Source organism: Algoriphagus lutimaris, from assembly GCF_017051705.1.
In the GTDB taxonomy this organism is placed as follows: Bacteria; Bacteroidota; Bacteroidia; order Cytophagales; family Cyclobacteriaceae; genus Algoriphagus; species Algoriphagus lutimaris.
The window spans coordinates 767,990-788,921 of sequence record NZ_JAFIDJ010000001.1; the positions used below are offsets into that span (position 1 = coordinate 767,990).

General features: G+C 36.8%; 23 protein-coding genes. 10 read left to right on the forward strand and 13 right to left on the reverse strand.

Annotated features, from left to right (window positions below; genetic code table 11):
- Nucleotides 1-22: 22 nt before the first annotated feature.
- Together JYB62_RS03070 and JYB62_RS03075 are read left to right on the forward strand one after the other, a co-directional pair.
- Entirely contained in the window at nucleotides 23-487 is a 465-nt protein-coding gene (locus JYB62_RS03070) for a DinB family protein (protein WP_205643971.1), read from the forward strand.
- Nucleotides 488-692: 205 nt separating this feature from the next.
- Nucleotides 693-884, forward strand: coding sequence for a CsbD family protein (locus tag JYB62_RS03075; protein ID WP_205643972.1), 192 nt, complete (start codon nucleotides 693-695; stop codon nucleotides 882-884).
- Nucleotides 885-944: 60 nt separating this feature from the next.
- On the opposite strand, the gene JYB62_RS03080 is transcribed toward JYB62_RS03075, so the two are convergent.
- A complete protein-coding gene (locus JYB62_RS03080; protein WP_074224384.1) occupies nucleotides 945-1,124 on the reverse strand; it encodes a histone H1 in 180 nt (59 codons plus the stop codon).
- 324 nt (nucleotides 1,125-1,448) lie between these two features.
- Here JYB62_RS03080 and JYB62_RS03085 point away from each other — a divergent pair, with 324 nt between their 5' ends.
- From JYB62_RS03085 to JYB62_RS03095, 3 genes are all read left to right on the forward strand, one after another.
- On the forward strand, nucleotides 1,449-2,831 hold the full coding sequence (locus JYB62_RS03085; RefSeq protein ID WP_205643973.1) for an MATE family efflux transporter: 1,383 nt from the start codon (nucleotides 1,449-1,451) through the stop codon (nucleotides 2,829-2,831).
- Nucleotides 2,832-2,940: 109 nt separating this feature from the next.
- A complete protein-coding gene (locus tag JYB62_RS03090) occupies nucleotides 2,941-4,359 on the forward strand; it encodes a sugar porter family MFS transporter (protein ID WP_205643974.1) in 1,419 nt (472 codons plus the stop codon).
- Nucleotides 4,360-4,579: 220 nt separating this feature from the next.
- The gene (locus JYB62_RS03095; RefSeq protein WP_205643975.1) at nucleotides 4,580-5,041 is read left to right on the forward strand and encodes a YehS family protein; all 462 of its coding nucleotides are present in this window, start codon (nucleotides 4,580-4,582) and stop codon (nucleotides 5,039-5,041) included.
- On the opposite strand, the gene JYB62_RS03100 is transcribed toward JYB62_RS03095, so the two are convergent.
- The gene (locus JYB62_RS03100; RefSeq protein WP_243431429.1) at nucleotides 5,026-5,277 is read right to left on the reverse strand and encodes a YwbE family protein; all 252 of its coding nucleotides are present in this window, start codon (nucleotides 5,275-5,277) and stop codon (nucleotides 5,026-5,028) included. The genes JYB62_RS03095 and JYB62_RS03100 overlap by 16 nt on opposite strands.
- 110 nt (nucleotides 5,278-5,387) lie before the next feature.
- Here JYB62_RS03100 and JYB62_RS03105 point away from each other — a divergent pair, with 110 nt between their 5' ends.
- From JYB62_RS03105 to JYB62_RS03115, 3 genes are all read left to right on the forward strand, one after another.
- Nucleotides 5,388-5,801, forward strand: a complete 414-nt coding sequence (locus JYB62_RS03105; RefSeq protein WP_205643976.1) for a hypothetical protein — start codon at nucleotides 5,388-5,390, stop codon at nucleotides 5,799-5,801.
- Between the two features lie 65 nt (nucleotides 5,802-5,866).
- Nucleotides 5,867-6,340 (forward strand): hypothetical protein, encoded by a 474-nt coding sequence (locus tag JYB62_RS03110; RefSeq protein ID WP_205643977.1) that lies wholly within the window; start codon nucleotides 5,867-5,869, stop codon nucleotides 6,338-6,340.
- A 113-nt stretch (nucleotides 6,341-6,453) separates the two neighbouring features.
- A complete protein-coding gene (locus JYB62_RS03115; protein ID WP_205643978.1) occupies nucleotides 6,454-6,918 on the forward strand; it encodes a hypothetical protein in 465 nt (154 codons plus the stop codon).
- A gap of 191 nt (nucleotides 6,919-7,109) precedes the next feature.
- Here the strand turns inward: JYB62_RS03115 and JYB62_RS03120 are convergent, their stop codons facing one another.
- The 3 genes from JYB62_RS03120 to JYB62_RS03130 all read right to left on the reverse strand — a co-directional run bounded on the left by JYB62_RS03120 (nucleotide 7,110) and on the right by JYB62_RS03130 (nucleotide 10,705).
- Nucleotides 7,110-7,358 carry an acyl carrier protein gene (locus JYB62_RS03120; protein WP_205643979.1) on the reverse strand — a complete coding sequence of 83 codons (249 nt, stop codon included), beginning with the start codon at nucleotides 7,356-7,358 and terminating at the stop codon, nucleotides 7,110-7,112.
- 587 nt (nucleotides 7,359-7,945) lie between these two features.
- Complete coding sequence (locus JYB62_RS03125) at nucleotides 7,946-9,430, reverse strand: glycoside hydrolase family 32 protein (protein WP_205643980.1); 1,485 nt, start codon at nucleotides 9,428-9,430, stop codon at nucleotides 7,946-7,948.
- A 6-nt stretch (nucleotides 9,431-9,436) separates the two neighbouring features.
- Entirely contained in the window at nucleotides 9,437-10,705 is a 1,269-nt protein-coding gene (locus tag JYB62_RS03130; RefSeq protein WP_205643981.1) for a glycosyltransferase, read from the reverse strand.
- A gap of 72 nt (nucleotides 10,706-10,777) precedes the next feature.
- On the opposite strand from JYB62_RS03130, the gene rfbA reads away from it, so the two are divergent.
- Complete coding sequence (gene rfbA, locus JYB62_RS03135; protein ID WP_205643982.1) at nucleotides 10,778-11,641, forward strand: glucose-1-phosphate thymidylyltransferase RfbA; 864 nt, start codon at nucleotides 10,778-10,780, stop codon at nucleotides 11,639-11,641.
- Between the two features lie 71 nt (nucleotides 11,642-11,712).
- On the opposite strand, the gene JYB62_RS03140 is transcribed toward rfbA, so the two are convergent.
- The 6 genes from JYB62_RS03140 to JYB62_RS03165 form a co-directional block, all read right to left on the reverse strand.
- Complete coding sequence (locus tag JYB62_RS03140; RefSeq protein WP_205643983.1) at nucleotides 11,713-14,484, reverse strand: M14 family zinc carboxypeptidase; 2,772 nt, start codon at nucleotides 14,482-14,484, stop codon at nucleotides 11,713-11,715.
- A gap of 106 nt (nucleotides 14,485-14,590) precedes the next feature.
- On the reverse strand, nucleotides 14,591-15,613 hold the full coding sequence (locus JYB62_RS03145; RefSeq protein ID WP_074224372.1) for a hypothetical protein: 1,023 nt from the start codon (nucleotides 15,611-15,613) through the stop codon (nucleotides 14,591-14,593).
- Between the two features lie 3 nt (nucleotides 15,614-15,616).
- Nucleotides 15,617-15,934 (reverse strand): DUF3817 domain-containing protein, encoded by a 318-nt coding sequence (locus JYB62_RS03150; RefSeq protein WP_074224371.1) that lies wholly within the window; start codon nucleotides 15,932-15,934, stop codon nucleotides 15,617-15,619.
- 1 nt (nucleotide 15,935) lies between these two features.
- Nucleotides 15,936-16,523, reverse strand: a complete 588-nt coding sequence (locus JYB62_RS03155) for a hypothetical protein (protein WP_205643984.1) — start codon at nucleotides 16,521-16,523, stop codon at nucleotides 15,936-15,938.
- A 72-nt stretch (nucleotides 16,524-16,595) separates the two neighbouring features.
- Nucleotides 16,596-17,123 (reverse strand): acyl-CoA thioesterase, encoded by a 528-nt coding sequence (locus JYB62_RS03160; RefSeq protein WP_074224369.1) that lies wholly within the window; start codon nucleotides 17,121-17,123, stop codon nucleotides 16,596-16,598.
- Between the two features lie 101 nt (nucleotides 17,124-17,224).
- Nucleotides 17,225-17,884 (reverse strand): protein-L-isoaspartate(D-aspartate) O-methyltransferase, encoded by a 660-nt coding sequence (locus JYB62_RS03165; protein ID WP_205643985.1) that lies wholly within the window; start codon nucleotides 17,882-17,884, stop codon nucleotides 17,225-17,227.
- 115 nt (nucleotides 17,885-17,999) lie between these two features.
- On the opposite strand from JYB62_RS03165, the gene JYB62_RS03170 reads away from it, so the two are divergent.
- Complete coding sequence (locus JYB62_RS03170) at nucleotides 18,000-18,596, forward strand: riboflavin synthase (protein ID WP_205643986.1); 597 nt, start codon at nucleotides 18,000-18,002, stop codon at nucleotides 18,594-18,596.
- A gap of 66 nt (nucleotides 18,597-18,662) precedes the next feature.
- On the opposite strand, the gene JYB62_RS03175 is transcribed toward JYB62_RS03170, so the two are convergent.
- The gene (locus JYB62_RS03175; RefSeq protein WP_205643987.1) at nucleotides 18,663-19,754 is read right to left on the reverse strand and encodes a formylglycine-generating enzyme family protein; all 1,092 of its coding nucleotides are present in this window, start codon (nucleotides 19,752-19,754) and stop codon (nucleotides 18,663-18,665) included.
- Nucleotides 19,755-19,821: 67 nt separating this feature from the next.
- Nucleotides 19,822-20,838 carry a hypothetical protein gene (locus tag JYB62_RS03180; protein WP_205643988.1) on the reverse strand — a complete coding sequence of 339 codons (1,017 nt, stop codon included), beginning with the start codon at nucleotides 20,836-20,838 and terminating at the stop codon, nucleotides 19,822-19,824.
- Nucleotides 20,839-20,932 lie beyond the last annotated feature (94 nt).

Below are 20,932 nucleotides of genomic sequence, written 5' to 3' on the forward strand. Positions count from 1 at the left end.
CAGTTTAATTCAATCATTATTTATGGAATCGTCCTTTAAATCTGTCTTCTATCAAGATTTTTTTAATTACAATCACCAAACTAATTTAAAATTGGTGGCTTCTTATGAATCATTATCAGGTCAATTAAGTCCAAAAATCATTGAATTATCTTGCCATATTATGAATGCTCATACTATTTGGAATGCAAGGCTAAAAAGTATTCAAGACCCTTGCAAACCCTGGGATTTATTCCCAATAGAAAAATTTGCAGAAAAGGATCAATCGAATTTTGAGTCCACCATGGAAATTCTCCATCAAGTTGATCTGGATGTAAAGTTTAAGTATAAAAATTCTATGGGGAAATCTTTTGAGAGCTATGGAAGTGACGTGCTTACTCATATTGTAAATCACTCCACCTATCATAGAGGGCAAATTGCTATGCTCATGCGTGAACTTGGATTAGAGCCTTTACCTTCTGACTTTATCCAATTCAAAATTCAAGATTGATTCAAGAGAAAGAAGAATGAAATTCCCCAATTTGTTACTTTAATTCTAAGAAGATGAATGGTAAACTTAGTTTTAAGATTTCTTCAGTTCTGTTTATCAACTGTAAATCAGGTATTTATATTTATAGTTAGGAAGATAAGGTTTTAGGCATGACTTGTGAACTATTAATAGTAAATAAATTAGTTTACTAAAAAAAATAGAAATTATGAGTTCATTTAAAGATAAAACAAAAGGAAATTGGAACGAGATTAAAGGTAAAATCAAGGAAGAATATGCTGAAGTTACCGATGATGATCTTTTATTCGAAGAGGCACAAGAAGACCAATTGATAGGAGTTATTCAAAAAAAGACCGGTAAAGCCAAGGAAGAAGTGAAAAGTTTTATTGATAAATTATAATAGTCTTCCAGATAAAGAAAAAGCCCTGTGACATTCAAATCACAGGGCTTTTTATTGGTTTTACTTTGCAGCGTTCTTCATTGCAGTAATTTCTGCTCTGATTTCCTGTGCAAGATTTTTAATAGCTTGCATACCGTTTCTCACTCTGGTACCTGCAGCTTTGTTACCTCCCTCATAGAATTTTTCAAAATCTGATTCTAGAGAATTAACCAGGTCTTGCATTTCTTTAAATCTGCTCATAATAGCTTTTTGTTTAAAATTGTAATATTAGGTTGACGGGCAAATGCTGCCATAGAGTAATAATAGCAACTTTAAAGCCCTTTATGAAGCCTTTTTCAATTGATTTTTGAGTTTTTTTCTATTTGCCTAAATATTAGACAAATAAATATAACTATCTAAAGATTTTTCTGTCTAAGACAGTGTTTTGATTTTCCTATTTCCCATCTAGAGCTTATAATAAACTTTTTGAAGTTCACACAAAATCATTTATTACATGACTTGTGGCTTCTTTTAACCTTGCAAAATTTTAGTTTTCTTGCGCAAGCAAATTTTTAATCTCCTCTAATGAGTATTTGGAATCTGATTAAAGAGGCAATACAAGGGAAAGAACAAGATTTCACTAAGCTCTCACTTAAAACAGCCATTTTTGTTTTAGCCATCCCCATGATTTTGGAGATGATGATGGAATCTTTGTTTGCAATTGTTGATATATTTTTTGTTGCCAAATTAGGCGAAAATGCAATCGCAACTGTTGGCCTAACTGAATCCGTCATTATCATTGTTTATGCGATGGGATTTGGGATTAGTATGGCGGCCACGGCTTTGATCGCAAGAAGGTTTGGTGAGAAGGAATATCATGAAGCAGGAGCAGCTGCATTTCAGCTCTTATTAGTAGGAGGAACAATCGCAGTATTTCTGGGGCTGATAGGATGGGTTTTTGCCCCGGATATTTTGGGGTTGATGGGGGCTGAAGCTGATGTGATTGAAACTGGAGTTGGTTTTACGAGAGTGATTTTTGCCGGGAATATTGCCATCATGCTTTTATTTCTATTGAATGGAGCATTTAGAGGAGCAGGTCAGGCACATCATGCCATGAGATCACTTTGGATTTCCAATGGTTTTAATATGATTCTGGACCCACTTTTTATTTTTGGAATTGGGAGCTGGCAAGGTTGGGGCTTAGAAGGAGCTGCAATCGCAACTACATTAGGTAGGTCTTTGGGGGTGGTTTATCAATTGTATCACCTTTTTAATGGAAAACATAGGTTGACTATTTTAAAAGAGAATATTAAGGTCTCTTGGGCTATCATAAAAAAAATCATGGATATTGCTATAGGGGGAATGGGACAATTTTTGATTGACTCTGTCTCCTGGATCGCGTTGACCAGAATGAATGCGGAATTTGGTTCTGCCTCTTTGGCTGGATATACCATTGCATTTCGAGTTTTAATGTTTACTCTCATGCCAGCTTGGGGATTATCTGGGGCAGCTGCAACATTAGTGGGACAGAACCTAGGAGCAAAGAAAGTGGAACGAGCTGAGAAATCGGTTTGGCTCACTACTAGATATACTGTGATTTTTATGGGCTCTGTTACCGGTATTTATCTACTGTTTCATCAACAGTTGGCAGGCTTCTTTACGGATATTCCTGAGGTAAGAGATATTGCTGCCCAAGGCCTTTGGGTAATCGTTTTAGGCTATGTGTTTTTTGCGGTTGGTATGGTTCTTACCCAGGCATTTAATGGAGCAGGTGATACTAAAACTCCCGCTTACATCAATATAGGTGTACTTTGGTTTTTAGAGGTACCCTTGGCTTATTTTCTTGCATTTCCATTTGGTTTAGGCTATTTAGGTATTTTCATTGCAATTTCATTTGCCCATTCATTTCATGCAGTAGTTGCCTTGTATTTCTTTAAAAAAGGAAATTGGAAGAGAGTTAAGGTTTAATTACCTCTTCTTTTTTTCTTTGCACAACAGACAGTCAAGGATGGCCATTTGAAATTTTACTTAAATTTCACCTTTTGCATTATGTAGATTTAGAAATATAATATTTGAAATGGGGCTTGAACAGAATAATTCAAAAGAATTTCAATACAACCAGCGCTATATTTGGTTAATCAGTCTGACTGCAGCGCTTGGTGGTTTTTTGTTTGGTTATGATTGGGTAGTAATAGGAGGTGCCAAACCCTTTTATGAGCCTTATTTTAATATTACCTCCACCAGTGACCAAGGGTGGGGGACAAGTTCTGCCTTGGTGGGGTGCATGGTGGGTGCAATTCTTTGTATTATCCTTAGTGATAAATTAGGAAGGAAAAGATTACTGATATTCTCTGGATTTTTATTTTCTCTTTCTGCGCTGGGCACTGCTTTGTCTGAGACTTTCTGGTGGTTCAATGCCTATCGAATTGTAGGGGGTGTGGCCATGGGAATCGCCCTAAACCTTTCCCCTCTTTACATTGCAGAAATTTCTCCTTCTGAAAAGCGAGGAATGTTTGTCACGATCAATCAATTGCTGGTCATGGTGGGAGTTCTTTTGGCCCAGATATGTAATTGGCAAATTTCTTTGATAGATACCAGTTTACCGGAGAACGCAAGTTTTGAAGTTATTGCTGCGAGTTGGAGTGGTCAGATGGCTTGGAGATGGATGTTTGGTGCTGAAATAATTCCTGCATTATTGTTTTTTCTATTGATGTTTTTAGTACCTGAAAGTGCACGTTGGTTAGTAAAGAATAATCAGGTGGTCAATGCTAAAAAAGTATTGGAAAAAATAGGAGGTAAACAATATAGTGATGTGGCTATAGCCGATATCCAAAATACACTTCATGAGGGAGATTTAGGAAAAGTTCACTTTAGGGATTTGTTGAAAAAACCACTTCCTAAATTGATCGGAATTGGGATCTTCTTGGCTTTCCTTCAACAATGGTCTGGAGTAAATGTAGTGATCTATTATGCCGCCGATATTTTTCAGGCGGCAGGATATAATCTGAAGCAGATGATGCTAAATATTGTGGTAATAGGAGGCGTCATGGTTTTATCTGTATTCATCACCATTTTTACAGTAGATCGTTTTGGGCGGAAAAATCTTTTATTAATTGGTACCGGAGCAATGTCCATTCTGTATGGCTTAATTGGTTATTCTTTTTCAGTAGATCAGGGAGGCTGGGTAATAGTTCTTTTAGTGTTGACAAATGTGATGTTTTACTCCTTTACATTAGCTCCACTTTTATGGGTGGTGTTGTCTGAAATTTTTCCAACCAGAATTCGAGGCGCAGCAATTTCCATTGGAGCCTTAGCACATTGGTTGGGGAATTTTACACTAACTTATTTTTTTCCTGCCATCAAGGAAAACCTTGGTTGGGCAAATAACTTTTGGCTATATGGACTTATTTGTGCATTTGGTTTTGTAGTCGTGTATTTGGTTTTACCGGAAACCAAGGGAAAAACATTAGAACAATTAGAAAAGGATTTAAATTAAAATAGGTTGGTAGAAATTCGGGTTTTTGCTGAGTGTAGTGATCAATTGGATTTAAAAATTGAATGGGAACAATTGAATGAGTTGATGAAATAGGTGCCAGTTTTTGATTTTCTTTATGATACTGAAAGTTGAATAAGCACTTTATATATTTGATTTCCATCTTAATCTAAAACTATGATAGGTCGTTTTATTTGCCTTATTTTGATTCAGATTTAAGCTTATGAGTAATAACGATATCTTCCGAAGCCTGCGCTATACCTTTGATATTAATGATTTTTTAATGATTGAAATTTTCGGGTTAGCCGGACAAGAAGTGGACAGGCCCACTGTTTCAAATTGGTTGAAAAAGGATGATGACGAGGATTTTAAACCATTATATGATAAAGATCTCGCCGCATTTCTAAACGGATTTATTATTCTAAAAAGGGGTAAAAAGGACGGGAACGATCCTGTAAATGAAAAAAGTCTAAGTAATAATCAGGTCCTTCGAAAATTGAAAATTGCCTTGAGCTTAATAGATGAGGATATGTTGAAAATGCTAAAGGCAGTTAATTTCAGACTTTCCAAACATGAATTGAGTGCATTCTTTAGAAACCCTACTCAAAGCCAATACAGGGATTGTAAGGATCAGGTATTAAGAAACTTTTTGAAAGGGCTTCAAGTTACCTATCGCCCAAGTTGATCTTCCTCAGGGAAGACTTCTTTAACTCTTCCTACTTCTCCGGTATCCAACATGACTTTAATCCCATGAGGATGAGTAGGAGAACTTGTTAATATTCTCTTGACAAAACCTTCAGTAATTTCACCTGTTCTTTGATGATGTTTCTGTACAATGGTCACTTCATCTCCAATTTGGATGTTTTTTCGAATGTTGCCTGGTAGAGAATTTTTTTCCATTCTCAAAAATACTAGTACCATGGAGATAAATAAGCGGTTTTTGTTTAAAAATGTTGCGTTAAGGACCGGGGCAACGTCATTATTTATACCCTATAAAAAAATAGAATTAGTTATTTTTTTAATTATTCAGGATGAATCAAAAATTACTTTTTTTAGGAATGATAGTGCTATCAATTTACGGTTGTAACCAAAACAATGAAATGAGACCAATAAAGGAATTAGTTGGACCTTATGAATTTAAAATGGAGAAAGTTGGTAAAAACCACGAAATAGACTTTGTTGACAGGTTGCAATTCAAATCAGTGGGTATTGTCTATGGTGAAGGGATTTCTAATATATCCGGCACAAATCAGGTTTTAGGATATCGCTACTACTTTAATGGTTCCTATAAAATTGAAGATGGGGTTGTGAATATTATAGAAACAGATGCTTTCCAAATTGATGATGAGGATTCTTTCTTTAGCCTAAAAGATAATCTGATCTATAAGGATGGTAACCAAGTCTGGGATCAACTTTTGAAAAAGATAATTACAAGGAGCTCCTGAAGATTTGTTCTCCTTATACCAATTGTTTTAAAATTACAGATAGGAAAATTTATTAATTGTCGATCATGAAAAGAAATATTGCTATAGTGATGTCCTTCATGGCTATTTTATTTAGCTGTAAAAATGAAGACGATGAATTAAATCCGGGTCAAGCGATACTGGGAATCTATCAAAAGACAGATAGAGATTTGAGTGATGAGTTGGACTTCGTAAGAAGGATAGAATTGAAGCAGGGGCAGCAAGTTGTAGCTCAAGGTACAGTTAAAAATAAAGGGGAGTCCGCAACTTTGGGTTTTCAATATTATTATGAAGGAACCTATAAGTTAGAAGGCAAAGTAGTAGTTATAAATTTTACAAAGACATTTCATTTAACTGATCCAGACATTTCTTATTTACCAAAAGATGAGCTTCCAGAAGTAAGTAGAGAATTCTTCTTTGAGGATAGATATAAAGTGTCGGACGATTATCAGGAGTTGATCTATATCTGTCCTCCAAATGCCTTATGTGTTCCACCTACTCCTTTCGAGAAAATAAATTAAGTTTTGGTGAAATGGGTTTAAGGCTGTTTTTATGTTTAAAGGCAGCCTTCATTTTTTACAAGCCTTCTAATTTTCAGTAAATTAACGTAGCTTTTAATCTAAGTCTATCCAAAATGAGATTTCAGCTTCTTCTTATATTGATGTTTTCTGCTGTTTTTTTTGCTTGTAATCAACAAAAAGAAGAGATGCTTCCTATTCAACCTGAGTTAGGTAAATACCAATTGGAATTGAAAGGAAATACATTTGATCTGATCCACACCATTGAATTAAAACATAGTGGCAATGTGCTTGGATGGGGGATTATTAAGAATGCAGGTGATTCAAAAGATTTAGGGTATAGCTATTATTTCTCCGGGGTATATACCTTGGAGGATGGTGTGGTTTCAATTTTTCAAGAGTCCTATTTCCAAGTAGGTGAAGCTGGTAAACAATACGATTCCAAGGAAATGCTGGTGTTAGTCCAAACAAGATCTGCAAGTTCTGATTATAGCATCAAGTCAAATTATACAGAGCTTCATTTTATTTGTCCACCTAATTCAATTTGCTTACAAGACCGTGTTTTTAAACGAGTAGATTAAATAAGTCAACTTTGATTGAAGAATTATGTTAATAAACACTTTAAGAAACATCCATTATTGGGTATTTGAAGCGATTTTTTAAATGTTTAGTTTAGGGTCTTTTTTTCAAAAAGTTTCTTGATTTTTATAGTATTTAACTCCTGTTTAACAGTGCTTTCAATAGAAAGATCGAAAACAAGACATTTCAAATTTTAATTGTCCTGAGGAATGTTCAACAATAAATTGATCAGATCTTTGGGAGTGTTCACCTGGCCAAGTAGCTCATCTTGAAGGATAATATGCAGCTGATATTCCAATTCGAAAATGAGACCGTTAATAAAGATCGGATCCATTTCTAGTTGTTGAATAAAGTCGGCATTTTTTTGTTGGCCGGAAAGGTTGATTCCGTAGGAATGAAAAACTTCAACAGCTTTTTTTAGTAGAGTAAATTGTTGGTTCATAGTAATTAAATTATAGGTAGGAGGTATTAGTTTTTTTAATTGACATTTAATACGAAGATTTTGATCTCGTGGATTACTTTTTCAAAATTAATTGTTGCTAAATGAAGTAAAAGGTAATATTTGTCACGTAAGATAAACTTTGAAGTGGTCTAAAATAAGGTAAAATTTTGAGAAGAATTTAGGTGAAAAAAATGCTCTAGCCAAAGGAAGAGTGCATTTTTGACATAATCCATGAAGCATTTTTAATCGAACCAATTCCGTTTTTGTGAACGATTATGGTGTCTCAAAAAGATTAGTTTTTAATTCTATTCTGTAAAATGTGAAGCCATTTGCTTGCAGACCTTTCTGCCGTTAATGCAGATGCTAATTTGTTATCATAGATCTCCAGCATTTTCAGGAAGTTTGGAGTCTATGAATTGAATTTTTATCCCAACCCAGTCTACCACCTCGATTTTTGATCTCCCCATTTTTTTTAGATGGCGATGTTCATGAAGACTGATTATAGAAGTTCTTGATGCTCATTCCTTAGGTCTAATCCTTCCAAAACGCCCTCCATAAAAACCTAAGAATCAAGATGCTTAATCCACCTATTTTTCTAATGAGAATAATTTTGCATTTTTTAGATTTTCTGATAATTCTACTTCTTTCCAAGGACTATTAGGAAATAAGATAGAAGTCATCACTAGCTCACCCTGATTCACAAAAACTTCTACGGAATGCGCATCTAGAAAGATTCTTAAATTCTTGGCTGGCCAACTCATGGGAGCGGAGTGAATGGCTGCAAAATCAGGGTCGAAGTCTGAAATTCCAGCATTGGTTCGATCAATTGAGAGCAAGCCGTTTTCCCTTGTGATACGAAACTGTTCTCCCAATTCATTCCTAAAGTGGATAAAGAATGGTTCCTCATTTTCTATATCCACAGTAAGTTCTGTAGCAACAGAAGGCAATCCAGATTGATATTCAATTTCATAGGAGGATTTCCTCAGCTGGTTTAATTCTTTGACAGGTTCGGATTTAAGTAATAAAGTGCCATCTACGTCAAATAAGCTTAAACTTCTGGGAATTGTCATTGCAGACCTCCATTTTTTGGTAGGCACATCCTGTGCGTATAACCAATTACTCATCCATCCAATCAATACCACTCTGTCTTGATTGGATGGAATATTATTCCAGGTTACCCCCGCATAATTATCTGGGCCATAATCCATCCATCTGATCATGGTGTCATCTGGAGTAAAAATTCCTTCTTCAAAATCTCCGATGAAATATTGTGTTGCCGAACCTTTTTGTGGTCCTCCAGGATTGATACTTACCAATAAAACATATTTAAGTTCTCCAGAAGGGGTCTTTAATGGAATTAAGTCTGGACATTCCCAAACCCCTCCATGCGCACCGACCCTTTTTCCAAACTCGCCAATCTTTTCCCAATCAATAAGATTGATTGATTTATAGAATTCAATATGATCCGATACGGCTAAGGTCATCAACCAATGCTCTTCGCCATCATTTCCTTGGAATAACTGGACTTTAGGGTCCCTGAAATCCCTAGATCCAAGATTGGGTAACACAGGATTGCCTGAAAATTTTTCCCAAGTTCTACCCTTGTCTAAGGAGAAGGCTATTCCTTGGCTTTCTACGTCTATCAATCCACTTTTTTCTTTTTTAGGGTCATGGTAGGTGAATATCGCTACAATAGGAGGGGTTTCCTCAGTTCCTAAACCAGAGCTATTCTTAGAATCTACTACCGCCGAACCAGAAAATATATACCCTAGGCTATCTGGTTCCAGAGCGACATTAAGATGCTCCCAATTAGTTAGATCGCGGGAAACTGCATGTCCCCAATGCATGGGCCCCCAAACCGTACTATCAGGATAATATTGGTAAAATAAATGATATTCCCCATCCATGTAAAACATGCCATTGGGATCATTCATCCATGAAGACTCTGGGGTAAAATGATACACAGGACGAAATTGTTCTCCTGAGGAAGGCTGAAAAACAATCGGTTTTTCTTTTTGGCAGGAACTAAAAAGAAGTATAGTTAGTAGGAGGTAGAATTGGATGTTTTTCATGGAGATTTATTCTTGGGTAATTTCTTTAATATTTTTTTCGATTAGCGCCTCACTGATCATTCTATTGGCTACTGCATTGGCTTGCGTTTTAAATTCTTTTTGATTCCAAAATTCTAATAAAGCTTTCTCGAAATTATAGGATGTAATGTTATGAATGCTGGGCCCTTGTGGCCCTAAACCTCTTTTTAAGATAACCCTATTACAGAAATATTGGTCGACGATATGAGGAATAATCAACTGTACACAACCATTGATAGCTGCATGATGGGTAGTACCTGAACCTCCATGATGAATCATCCCGTACATTTTTGGCAATACCCAATCATAAGGTATTTGGTTTACATAAAATATTAAATCCGAATCTATATTTATTTTTTCAAGTCCCCCCCAAGAAAGATTTACAATCGTGGGGATTCTATGTTTGATCAACAAGTTGATAAGAAGTTCTGAATATTTCTTCGGGTTTGGGTTCGTCATGGAACCAAAAGTCAGAAGAACGGCCTTGGGGTTCTTCTCAATCCACTGGTTCAACCCTGGGTTTATTTGGTAAGTTTTAATTTGGTTTCTGAAAAAATATCCAGTGATTTTAGCTGTCTTAGGCCAATAATCTGGAAAGGGGAACAGGCTAGGAGAAATCGTATATAGTGTTCTTAATTGATTGGATTCAAACTGATTCAAAGTATTTGAATTAATTTCAATCTTAGGAAAATCACCGTAATAAGGTTTAAGTAATCTTTTCATCACCCGATGTCTGACCCCATTGACAAATCGATAGGATTTTAGGTTCCACTTTTCGGAGAAAGGTTTCCATTTGGCTAACCCTATGTGAGGGAATTCTTTGACTTGATGAATTAAGCAGGGGATTGGAGAAAGAAGCATGAACTTTCTAGGGTTAGCCATTGCTCCCAAATAATGATATAGGGCTTTGGCATGAAATAAAACTTTATCAGGATTTATTTCTTCCAATGCCTCTTTTTGTTGCTGAATGATCAATTTCTGAATTTTCAGAGAGTTCATTATCAAATTTAAATATCCTTTCAGTTGTTTAAAAGAGCTCCCTCCACCCATTACTGCTTTTCCACTTTGACTCTCCAGCATTTCTAAAAAGCCCTTGTCAAAGCCCAAAAAAGAGTAGCCCAATGCTTCGGTCATCTTTCGGAATTGTTCAGGGAACTGACAGGTTATTTCATGTCCAGCATTTTTTAAAAATTCAGCCTGCGCTAAAAATGGTTCTATGTCTCCTCTGGTTCCCATGGAAACTAGTAGAATTTTCATGTCATTTTTTAAAATGTAATGCAATCTGTAGTTTTGTCACCTCAATCTACTTTTGATTTTTATATTTTCTATATGAAAGGAATCATTTTAGCAGGAGGGTCTGGAACCAGATTATACCCTTTGACCATATCGGTAAGTAAGCAGCTCATGCCAGTTTACGATAAACCAATGATTTATTATCCTCTTTCTGTCTTGATGATGGCTGGGATAAAAGATATTTTAATTATTACGACTCCCGATGATAATGCAGCATTTGAAAAGCTATTAGGAGATGGTTCACAAGTGGGTTGTAACTTTCAATATGCAGTTCAACCGAGTCCTGATGGATTAGCTCAGGCATTTATCATTGGAGAGGAATTTATTGGGAAAGATAAAGTGGCTTTGATTCTTGGAGATAATATTTTTTATGGGTCTGGATTACATAAGACCCTTCAAGAAAACACAGATCCTCAAGGAGGAGTAGTTTTTGCCTATCATGTGAATGATCCCCATCGTTATGGCGTGGTTGCTTTTGATGAGGACCAAAAGGCTATCAGCATAGAGGAAAAGCCAGCTGAGCCTAAATCAAACTATGCAGTACCAGGATTGTATTTTTATGACAATAGAGTGGTTGAGATTGCTAAGAGCATCAAACCAAGTCCAAGAGGTGAATTGGAAATTACAGATATCAATAATGAGTATTTAAAAAATGGTCAGCTTCAGGTTGCAATTTTAAATAGGGGAACTGCTTGGTTGGATACCGGTACCCATCAGTCCTTGCTTCAAGCGGCTCAGTTTGTAGAAGTAATTGAGGAACGACAGGGACTTAAGATCGGGTGCATTGAAGAGATCGCTTATCGGAACGGCTTTATTGGAAAAGAGGAGTTACTAAAACAAGCAGATAAGCTTGGAAAGAGTGGGTATGGAGCATATTTGAGGAAGCTGGTAGCCATCTAAAAAAAAGGGATTGAATCAAAATAGATTCAATCCCTTTTTTGTTGGGAATAAGATTAGATATGTTTCTAAGATTATTTCAAATGATTCCAGTTGATCAAGGCATTCCAAACCAGTGGGGCATCATGGTGATTTAAATACCTGTGAAGAGGGTCAAAGGTGAATGCCAATACATTTCCTTTTCCAACAGGAACTTTAAAAATAGATCCATGACCAATAATGGTTTGTTCATTTCTAACCATCCCGGATCTCACATAAGGAACATCTTTTCCACTCTCTTCCTTCTTTTCCTCTACTTTTTCTTGATCAGGTTTGCCCATGATGGGCCCTTGATAAGCTAGCTCGTCTTTCAAAGGCTTAGTTCCATATTGTAAGAGCATCATATCTCTATCCTTTAGATCTACTCTATAGAGAGGTCCATTACCTCTGAAAATTGGAAAGGTTTCCGGGAATCCATATAAGACAGGACTTTCTGATTGCTTTATTTTTACTGTCACTACCGAGCCAGGGTGAAATAAACCAGAAGCTGAATAAGAATCCAAGTTTCTTACAATTCCAGTTTCTGCCACCATGTTAGTAGAATTGTCCAAAGTGATAACAACTCCTCCTTCTTCCACAAATTTTTTCAAATTGTCCATTCCGGCAAAGCCAGGTCCTCCTGTGATGTCTGGAGAGGAATCAGGATATCCGTGAGAAGGATACTCAGCTGTCTTTGTAAAAGGTAAAGGACCAAACTCTGTAGTTACTCCATGAATAAAGTTTGATCCATTTCCGCGAGCCCTAGGAACTAAAATCACATCAAATTTATCTTTCAATCCTCCTGCCTTTAAATCATCCTTGTCTATGGAGGTGTAAGGAATTCCTCTTTGTTCAAATGTATACCTAGACCAACCCTCATCTTGGGTATTGAACCAGGTATGGTAAATAGCTACTTTTGGCAAAGTCACTTCATGAACCTCATTAGAATCAGGTGTTAGACTACCTTGAATTAAGTCTAGTCCAAATTCCCCAGCGATTTGATCGGCTTGTTTGTTAGATATTCCTTTAAAATAGACTGAACCTTTGGGAAGTGTGTCAGAATCTAAAATGAATTCATTTTCTATGATTTGAATGCTTGCATTTTGATTTTCCTTTTTTAACCAATACAAAGCAGGTAAAACGGTGTTTTGAGCTTGATAAGCTAGAAAATAATTTTTTCCATTGCCTGAAATAGCTCCCTGATAAACCGCATCTTCACTTAGTAATTCGAGGTCTTGATCGTTATAAGCAATGCTATCGGATTTCTCAACTTCCACCCCGTAGAGGTACCCCAAAGTCCATGCAATGTCATCATATGGAGGGAACTTTGCCTCTTTAGGATATTTTTGTTCGGTTAATAAATTGTATGCAAGGTTTCGATAAGGTTGGTCCATCAACACCACATAATCTCCTTTATTTTCTCCTGAAACAACTTGATGAACTTCAATATATTGTGCACGTAGTTGATTTGCCAAATAAGCAGCCATGGCAGGATCTTTCTGCTCCTTGGGAATAATAAAGGCTTTTGGTCCTTCAGTTTTCCCTTTTTGGATGGAATTCACTCCTTTTTGGTAAAAATTCTTTAAAAGCTGTTCTCCATTATGAGCTGCATAGGTCAAAGAGGCCAATACCCCCGCCTGCATGTAATTGACATTGTTTCTGGCTGACCAATAAACTTTTTCTGTTGGTGGATCTGGTCTATACCACTCTCGACTGGTAGCGGGATCTCCAGCATATCTGGCGTTGGAGAGGTCTCTCATATAAGTGTTGGCTCCAGCATTACCAAACGTTTCATAGAACCTACCATTGGAATTATGATTATTTGCTACCCATATGCCATAACCAGGCCACCAACCATCATAAAATGCCCAAGTAAAAGCTCCAGGCATACCCTGACCTGCAAGACTGGCAATATCACTATTTGCCATAATTTGCCATTCACTGATGGTAATAGGATCCACTTGCTCATTATAGGGGCCTGTACCCGTAGAAATGTATAAAAGAGGTACAGACTCATGTAAATCAAGCATAACCAAAGGGTGCCATTCAAAGAATATCTTGAAAATCCCTTTGGTAATTCCCTGTGATACTTGCAGACCATCTCTGTTATTGTCATGGAAAACATATTTTCCCCAATAGGGAGTGGAGCGAGGAAAACCATCATCCCATTCCGTTCTTGCTTTGGTATATCTATGGTACCAATCTACCTGTTTATCTCTTCCGTCCGGTTCAGAAACAGGATTGATCAATAAAATGAGGTTTTCTCTGATATTTTTGATTGCCTCATCCTCACTGGTTATTAAACGATAGGCTAATTCCATCAACATTTCGGGCGATCCCATTTCTGTGGAATGCATCCCCCCATTCAAATAATATACAGGCTTGGAATCTGCGATAATAGCTTTTGCTTCTTCAGAAGTTGTAATCCGAGGATCGGCCAATTTCGAAAGTTGGCTTTTATAATGATCCAGGCGATTCATGCTCTCATCTCCACCAATAATGACCATATAAATAGGTCTGCCTTCCTCAGTGGTTTCAACTTGCTCTATGCTTAGATGCGGGGATTTTTCTGCCAATAACTGGTAATAGCCATATATTTCCTTTGTCCCATGCATGATGCCTGGTGAACCAATGATTTGTCCAAAATGCTTTTTGGGTGAAGGGATTTCTGGATGATCAATAATTCCTAAAACGGAGGAAGGTAAAAACCTTGGGTCCGTGGTATACTCTTGGATTTTTGCATGATACTCCTCGTCAATTTTTTGAGCAAAAAGAGCTTGACATGCCAGTAAACCAAGAAGCAGACCCGAAAAAAAACGTGTCTTCATGGGGTTTAAAATTGGTGGTGGATAATTCTATTCAAATAAAAAGTTAAGCTTTTTCTAATGGATGAATAGGTTCCTCATGTAAAAAATAAAAAATGTTGATAGGGGACTATTTTTTTATCAGTTGTTCCAAGCTAATTCTTAAGATCTGTCCCATGTTATGGCAGCTTAAAAACTTTTCGTTGGAATAATGCTTCGCCAAATCCTTCTTCAAGGAATCGATGTTTTCTGGCAATGAAATTTTGTCATGCTCCATTGCCCTCAGGATATCATCAATTCCTTTTTGCGAGGATCTTAATCGGTGTGCAATCAGTGCCCTCTCTTCTTTTTGATATTGATGCATTGACTCAGGGGTGATGTATTTCATCCCTAGCTGGATCAACATGTTGTTTTCTTTAAAATACTGCGGTAGGTAGATGGATTTTTTTCCTTCGTATGATTGCTGGTCAAAATCTATGGCCCGGATTCTATAATGGGTTTCCTCAAAATCGGGTGTGACGTCAATCACGAAATTAGCGGAATGCATGTCTCCCAATAATCTCACAAAACATCGCTCATTGAATTTGACAAACTCCTTAGCAAGGCGAATAGGATTTAAATGCGAATCTTCCATATGTATTCGCATAAACTTATCACCTGGGATACCGGCAATATGTTCTTCTATCAAGGTGTTTTGATGGACTAAATAACTTATCCTATTTGGAGAAAGTAGATGCTCCAGCTCCAGTCCATATACCCGGGATGCATCTGCATTTTTAATGTAAAAATAGTCAAAGTTGTCATTGATTCTGTTGACTATTCTCACCCGAAATGGCTGTGTATTTCCATAAATACATAAATCAATTCGGTCTACATATAGGTGTTCCATGACTGACATGTCTCCACCTGCCTTCAACAGCGCATAGATCTTCTTAACATTTAAATGAATTTCCTCCCTGTCAGACTGATCATAAAAAACGGTTTCCCACAAGGTGTCTTGGTCCTTGGAATCATACAAGGCGATAGAACTGGAATAACGGAGAAGCTCATGGTAATGGATAGGAATATCCACCTCTCTGGAGTATTTGATCAAATACCTTCTTAAGCCAGGACTTATGGGATATATCTTCTTCTTTTTACTGATTAAAGCCATAGGCTATAAATCTACGTGTTGACTTTTCTTTAGATTTCTGTCGAAAATAAAAGGTCCAAATGGCAAAACAGAGGCGATTAGAGCGAAAAAGGTTCTACTGAATCCCCATTTTAATTTATGGGCAGTAGGAAAAACTGTGTAGATATAAATAATGAATAATAAGCCATGAGCCCAACCTACTACTTTCACAGCCATAGGCATGTCCAGCATGTATTTCAATGGCATGGCAATCAGTAAAAGGACAAGAAAAGAAATGCCTTCAATAAGGCTGATCCATTTAAATCTTCTGGCCCAAGTGTGCTGTTCTGGAGTTAAGCTCATATTATTTTTTAATGTTAAAAAGGATTTGAAGGGCATTCCAAAGTTTGCGCTTCATTGTATTATCGTCTGCGATTTGTCCTAAGGCATCTGCAAATAAGTATTGGGTTTCCTGGTCTGTAAATACTTCATATGGAATCGCGGGAACGGAATTGACAGGGTGCTTAATTTTACCGAACTTCAGAATAATATGCGCATTCAATGCTTCAAATTCATCTAGAGTTCTGTCTTCTAAGATGGAGGAGGAGACCAAGCCAACTTCATTCATGGAGTGACCAACAGCATTGATCATTTTGACCAACATGTTCATTACTTCTTCAGATAAATCATCCTCTTCGTGCACAATCAATAGTCCTTTTGTAAAATTACCTTTTACTTGGATAGGAGGTAGGTCTTCTTTAGTAAGTTCAGTACTGCTGGGAGTTGATTCGTATGTTTCCTGAGCCTCTTTGACCGAACGGTTTGGAGCTTCAAGACTGGAAGTCTGATCTGAAATTGATTGTTGATCTTTCAATTTTTTGGCATCTTCTGGCAATAAGAATAGGTCTTCTTCCAGAAAAAACTGAAGTTCTTGGAGACTTAAATTTTCCATGTGGGAAATTGGTCAAAAATCAGTTGTTAGCAAAAAAAGAAAGGACAAATACTTCTGTCCTTTCTTAATTTTTTATTTGGTTCCTGGCAAATTGAAGATGGATTTCAATTCCACTGCATCTTCAGGTTTCATTCTTTGGGAAAGCACTAGACGAAGTTGTCGTCTTCTTAGTGCGCCTTCATAGTGCTCTATTTCTTCTTCCGTTTCGGGAACTACTTCAGGTACTTCAATGGGTTTTCCATTTTGATCCACTGCTACAAATGTGAAAAATGCCCGGTGTGTCATGATTTTTTTGTTGGCAGGGATATCTTCGGCAACCACTTCAATAAATACTTCCATAGAAGAATTAAATGCCCTGGTCACTTTTGATTTTAATGTGACTACATTTCCTAATGCAATAGGTTCTTTAAAGGAGATACTATCCGCGGAAGCAGTCACCACGATTCTATTTGAATGTTTTTGAGCAGCTATGGCAGCGACTACATCCAACCAATGCATCAATTTACCTCCCATTAAGTTATTCAAGGTGTTGGTGTCGTTTGGAAGAACCATCTCAGTCATGATGGTTGCAGACTCTTTAGCAAATTTTTTCTTAGCCATAGGATTAATTTTGCCTTAAAAATATATATAAAATTTTGAAAAAAGTAATTCAAGTAAATAAAACAGAATAAAATTCTGAATTTAAGTTAAATTGAGTTGAGCTACCTCTTCCAACCTTCTTTGCCCAGTAAAGGGACAAAAGCAAACCAATCGAATTCTTCACGGACTATTTGTTTTTCGGATTTTTTGGTCAATCTCAGCATGGTTTGCCTTCTTCGGTCTCCTACAGGAATGACTAAAACACCTCCAACTTTTAATTGTTTTAATAAGGCATCAGGAACGATTGGAGCTCCTGCGGTGACTAATATTTTGTCGTAGGGGGCATGTTGGGGTAATCCTTCAGATCCATCTCCATAGAATAGGTTCATATGAATTCCAAGTCTTCCCAAAAATCGTTTGGTCCCTTCATAAAGCTTCTTTTGATACTCTATTGTATAGACCTCTGCTCCTAAAAGATGAAGGATACTTGCTTGGTATCCAGAACCAGTTCCGATTTCTAGTACTTTATCTCCTTGTTTAATGTTCAGTAACTCCGTTTGAAATGCTACTGTATAAGGTTGGGAGATAGTTTGTCCTTCTCCTATTGGAAATGCCTTATCTTCATAGGCGTGTGAGATCAGTGCGGAGTCAAAGAAAAAATGGCGGGGTAAATTATTTATCGCCTCCAAAACACTTTCACTTTTGATTCCTTTTTCCCTGAGCAAAGCAACTAACGCTTTTCGTTTGCCTTTGTGGAGGTAGGTATCTTCTAGTTTCAGCATTTTTGAATGTGTTAATTTAAATTCTGTGATCGAAGATAAAAGAATAATTGGCTTAATTTGAACTCTTAAATTGCAATTTTTGCTTACTCATTGAAAGCCCGAAGTTTAAAAAAACATGTTTACAGGAATCGTAGAATCTTTCGGAACCATCAAGAAAATCACAACAGATGGCACCAATGTTCATTTTGATTTGGAATCGACTTTAAGTTCTGAATTAAAAATAGATCAATCTCTTGCTCACGATGGAGTTTGCTTAACAGTAGTGGAAACCACTCCGGATTCCTATCGAGTAACTGCAATTGATGAAACCATTCAAAAGACTAATTTATCCCAATGGTCCGAAGGTAAAAAGGTGAATTTAGAGCGTTGTATGCCTTCTAATGGACGTTTTGACGGTCATATTGTCCAAGGGCATGTGGATCAAATTGGAGTGGTGAAAAATATCTCTGATCAGGATGGAAGTTGGTTATTTGATATAGATTATGATGACAGCCTGGGTAATATTACAGTAGAAAAAGGATCAATTACCATCAATGGTACCAGTTTGACCTGCTTTAATTCAAAACCAGGCAAGTTTTCTGTAGCTATTATTCCTTATACCTATGAATTTACCAACTTCCATCAGCTTCAAATTGGTGATGTTGTAAATTTGGAATTTGATATCATTGGAAAATATATCGCTAGAATAGTGAAGGGTTACCCTAATTCTTAATCGAAATTAAGAATAAAAAAGGGCTGAAATCTCTAGTGATTTCAGCCCTTTATTTTTTTAAAATGTTTATTTCAAACTTAGTGTTTTGGTTTCGGGATCTTTCACACATCTAAACCCGACATTCGAAGTTCCAGAATCAAAGGCTTGCCCTTGTCTTGCAGAAGGTCTATAGTTGACACAATAATTTGCTGCACAAAGGTAGGATCCTCCTTTTATTACTCGTTCCATCGCGTATGGATTGTCAGGGTTATAACAAGGGTTCATTCCCTTATCTAATTTAGGCGCTTGTCCGGCCAGTCTAGCGTACTTCAAAGCATCATACCAATCATCAGTAAGTTCCCAAACATTCCCGATCATATCGTATAGGCCAAATGTATTTGGAGCAAATGATTTTACTGGTGAGGTACCAATAAACCCATCATGACCGAGATTCTCATTGGGGAAATTCCCCTGAAATGTATTTGCAAGATGTTGACCATTAGGAGTTAATTCATCTCCCCAGGCAAACCGCTTTCCATTCATTCCTCCTCTTGCAGCAAATTCCCATTCAATTTCTGACGGTAATCTTTTTCCAGCCCATTCTGCATATGCAACTGCATCTTCATAAGAAATATGAACAACAGGATGATTCTCTCTGCCAATGATGTCTGAGTCAGGGCCTTCTGGATGCTTCCAGTTGGCTCCATTTACCCAAACCCACCAAAGTGATATGTCTTGCAAAGGGACTGGATAAGGAGGAGGAGAGAATACCATGGATCCTGCTACCAAAACTGATTCATCTGGTTTTGGTGTGCCTGGAGGTAATTGTTTTTTTAACTCTTCCCATTCCGGTTTTCTCTCTGCTACTGTAACGTAGCCAGTTTCATCCACAAACTTTTTATATTCTGCATTGGTCACTTCATGGGTGTCCATCCAATAGCCCTCAACCTTTAAGTTTACAGCTGGCTTTTCAGCAGCATATGCATCGGCTTCATTTGTTCCCATCACAAACTCACCACCTGGAATCCAAACCATTCCATCGATCTTTTCTGTAGGTATGGGTGCTTCTGAAACTACCAGTTTTTCTTCATTTTGAACAGCAGTTTCTTTTTGCTCACATGAGGAAAAGGAGAAAACGATGCCGGCAAGAAGTGGTAAACATTTTTGATAATAATTCATACGTAATTCTTTGATACAGGAAAAGTAAGAATAATCAAATAAAATCGCAGGGGATTAATGGATTCATTTATTCTTCCTGGGTTGAAATGGACTCCATATTTATACGAACCTTCCTTCTTAATTTGTTGAAAAACTGCCTTCTTTCTTTTTCACCCACCTTACTGATTTGTGTCGATTTTTTGATCAGATTTTCCAAGTTTTGAAACATAGATTTGTTAAAAGCCACGTCTGAAGTACCCATAAAATAAATCACGTTGTAATTCAGGTAGGTGATTTTATTGTCATCTAATTCAGCAAAAAATGTATTATCACCTAATACGAATTCATTGACATAAAAATAGTAGTCCGCGCTTTCATCCGTGGGTTGACCACCTAATGGGAATTTCTTCCCAAATTCCGCCATTTTTTCTAAATGGTTGATCACTTCTAATAGGCAAGTGTAAAGTCGAATGGTAAGAGATGGATCAGTGATGATTCCCATCTCATGGTAAAGATTGATTTGGCGGATTGTGGTGTTGATGCCTTCAATATTCCAGATTTCTGTGGAATTTACATTGTTGTAGGCCTTTAAAATCTTTCTTGTTATCTCCTCGAATTCCCGATAGGAATGTTCTTCAAGTGAAAAAGTTGAGTCGGCAACATCTGGGCTAAACAGGATGGATTTTTTCCAAAAGAAGAATTTAAAAGCTGCTAATTCCTTATGGTAATAATGATACCAAGGGGGCATGTCCTTTAAAAGAAAATAAATATGCTTTTTTGAAAATGAGTTGACCATTTCGAGCTGGTAAAGCACATCTTGCATCCAGGATAGGAAATTGTTTTTTTCTAAATTATTTTGGTTCGTTTGGAATAGAATGGAGCTTGTTCCATTGCTAAAAATTTTGTCAATGGATACATTAAATTTTTGACTCAAAAGAAAGAGCTCGTGGTAGTTTAGTAATTTTTCTCCTCTAATTCTTCTGTAGGCACTATCAACGCTGATATCAATAGTTTCTGCTACTTCATCCACTAAGGAAGAATAGGATGGGATTGAATTTTTTAAGGCTTGAAAAAATTGAACTTGTGATTCTAATCCTAATTTCATGTTCTAACCAATTAAAATAGTTCTTAGTATGCCTAGAATATGATTAAGTTAATAAAAAATGGATAATTATTAGAAATTATTCAAATCATATTTA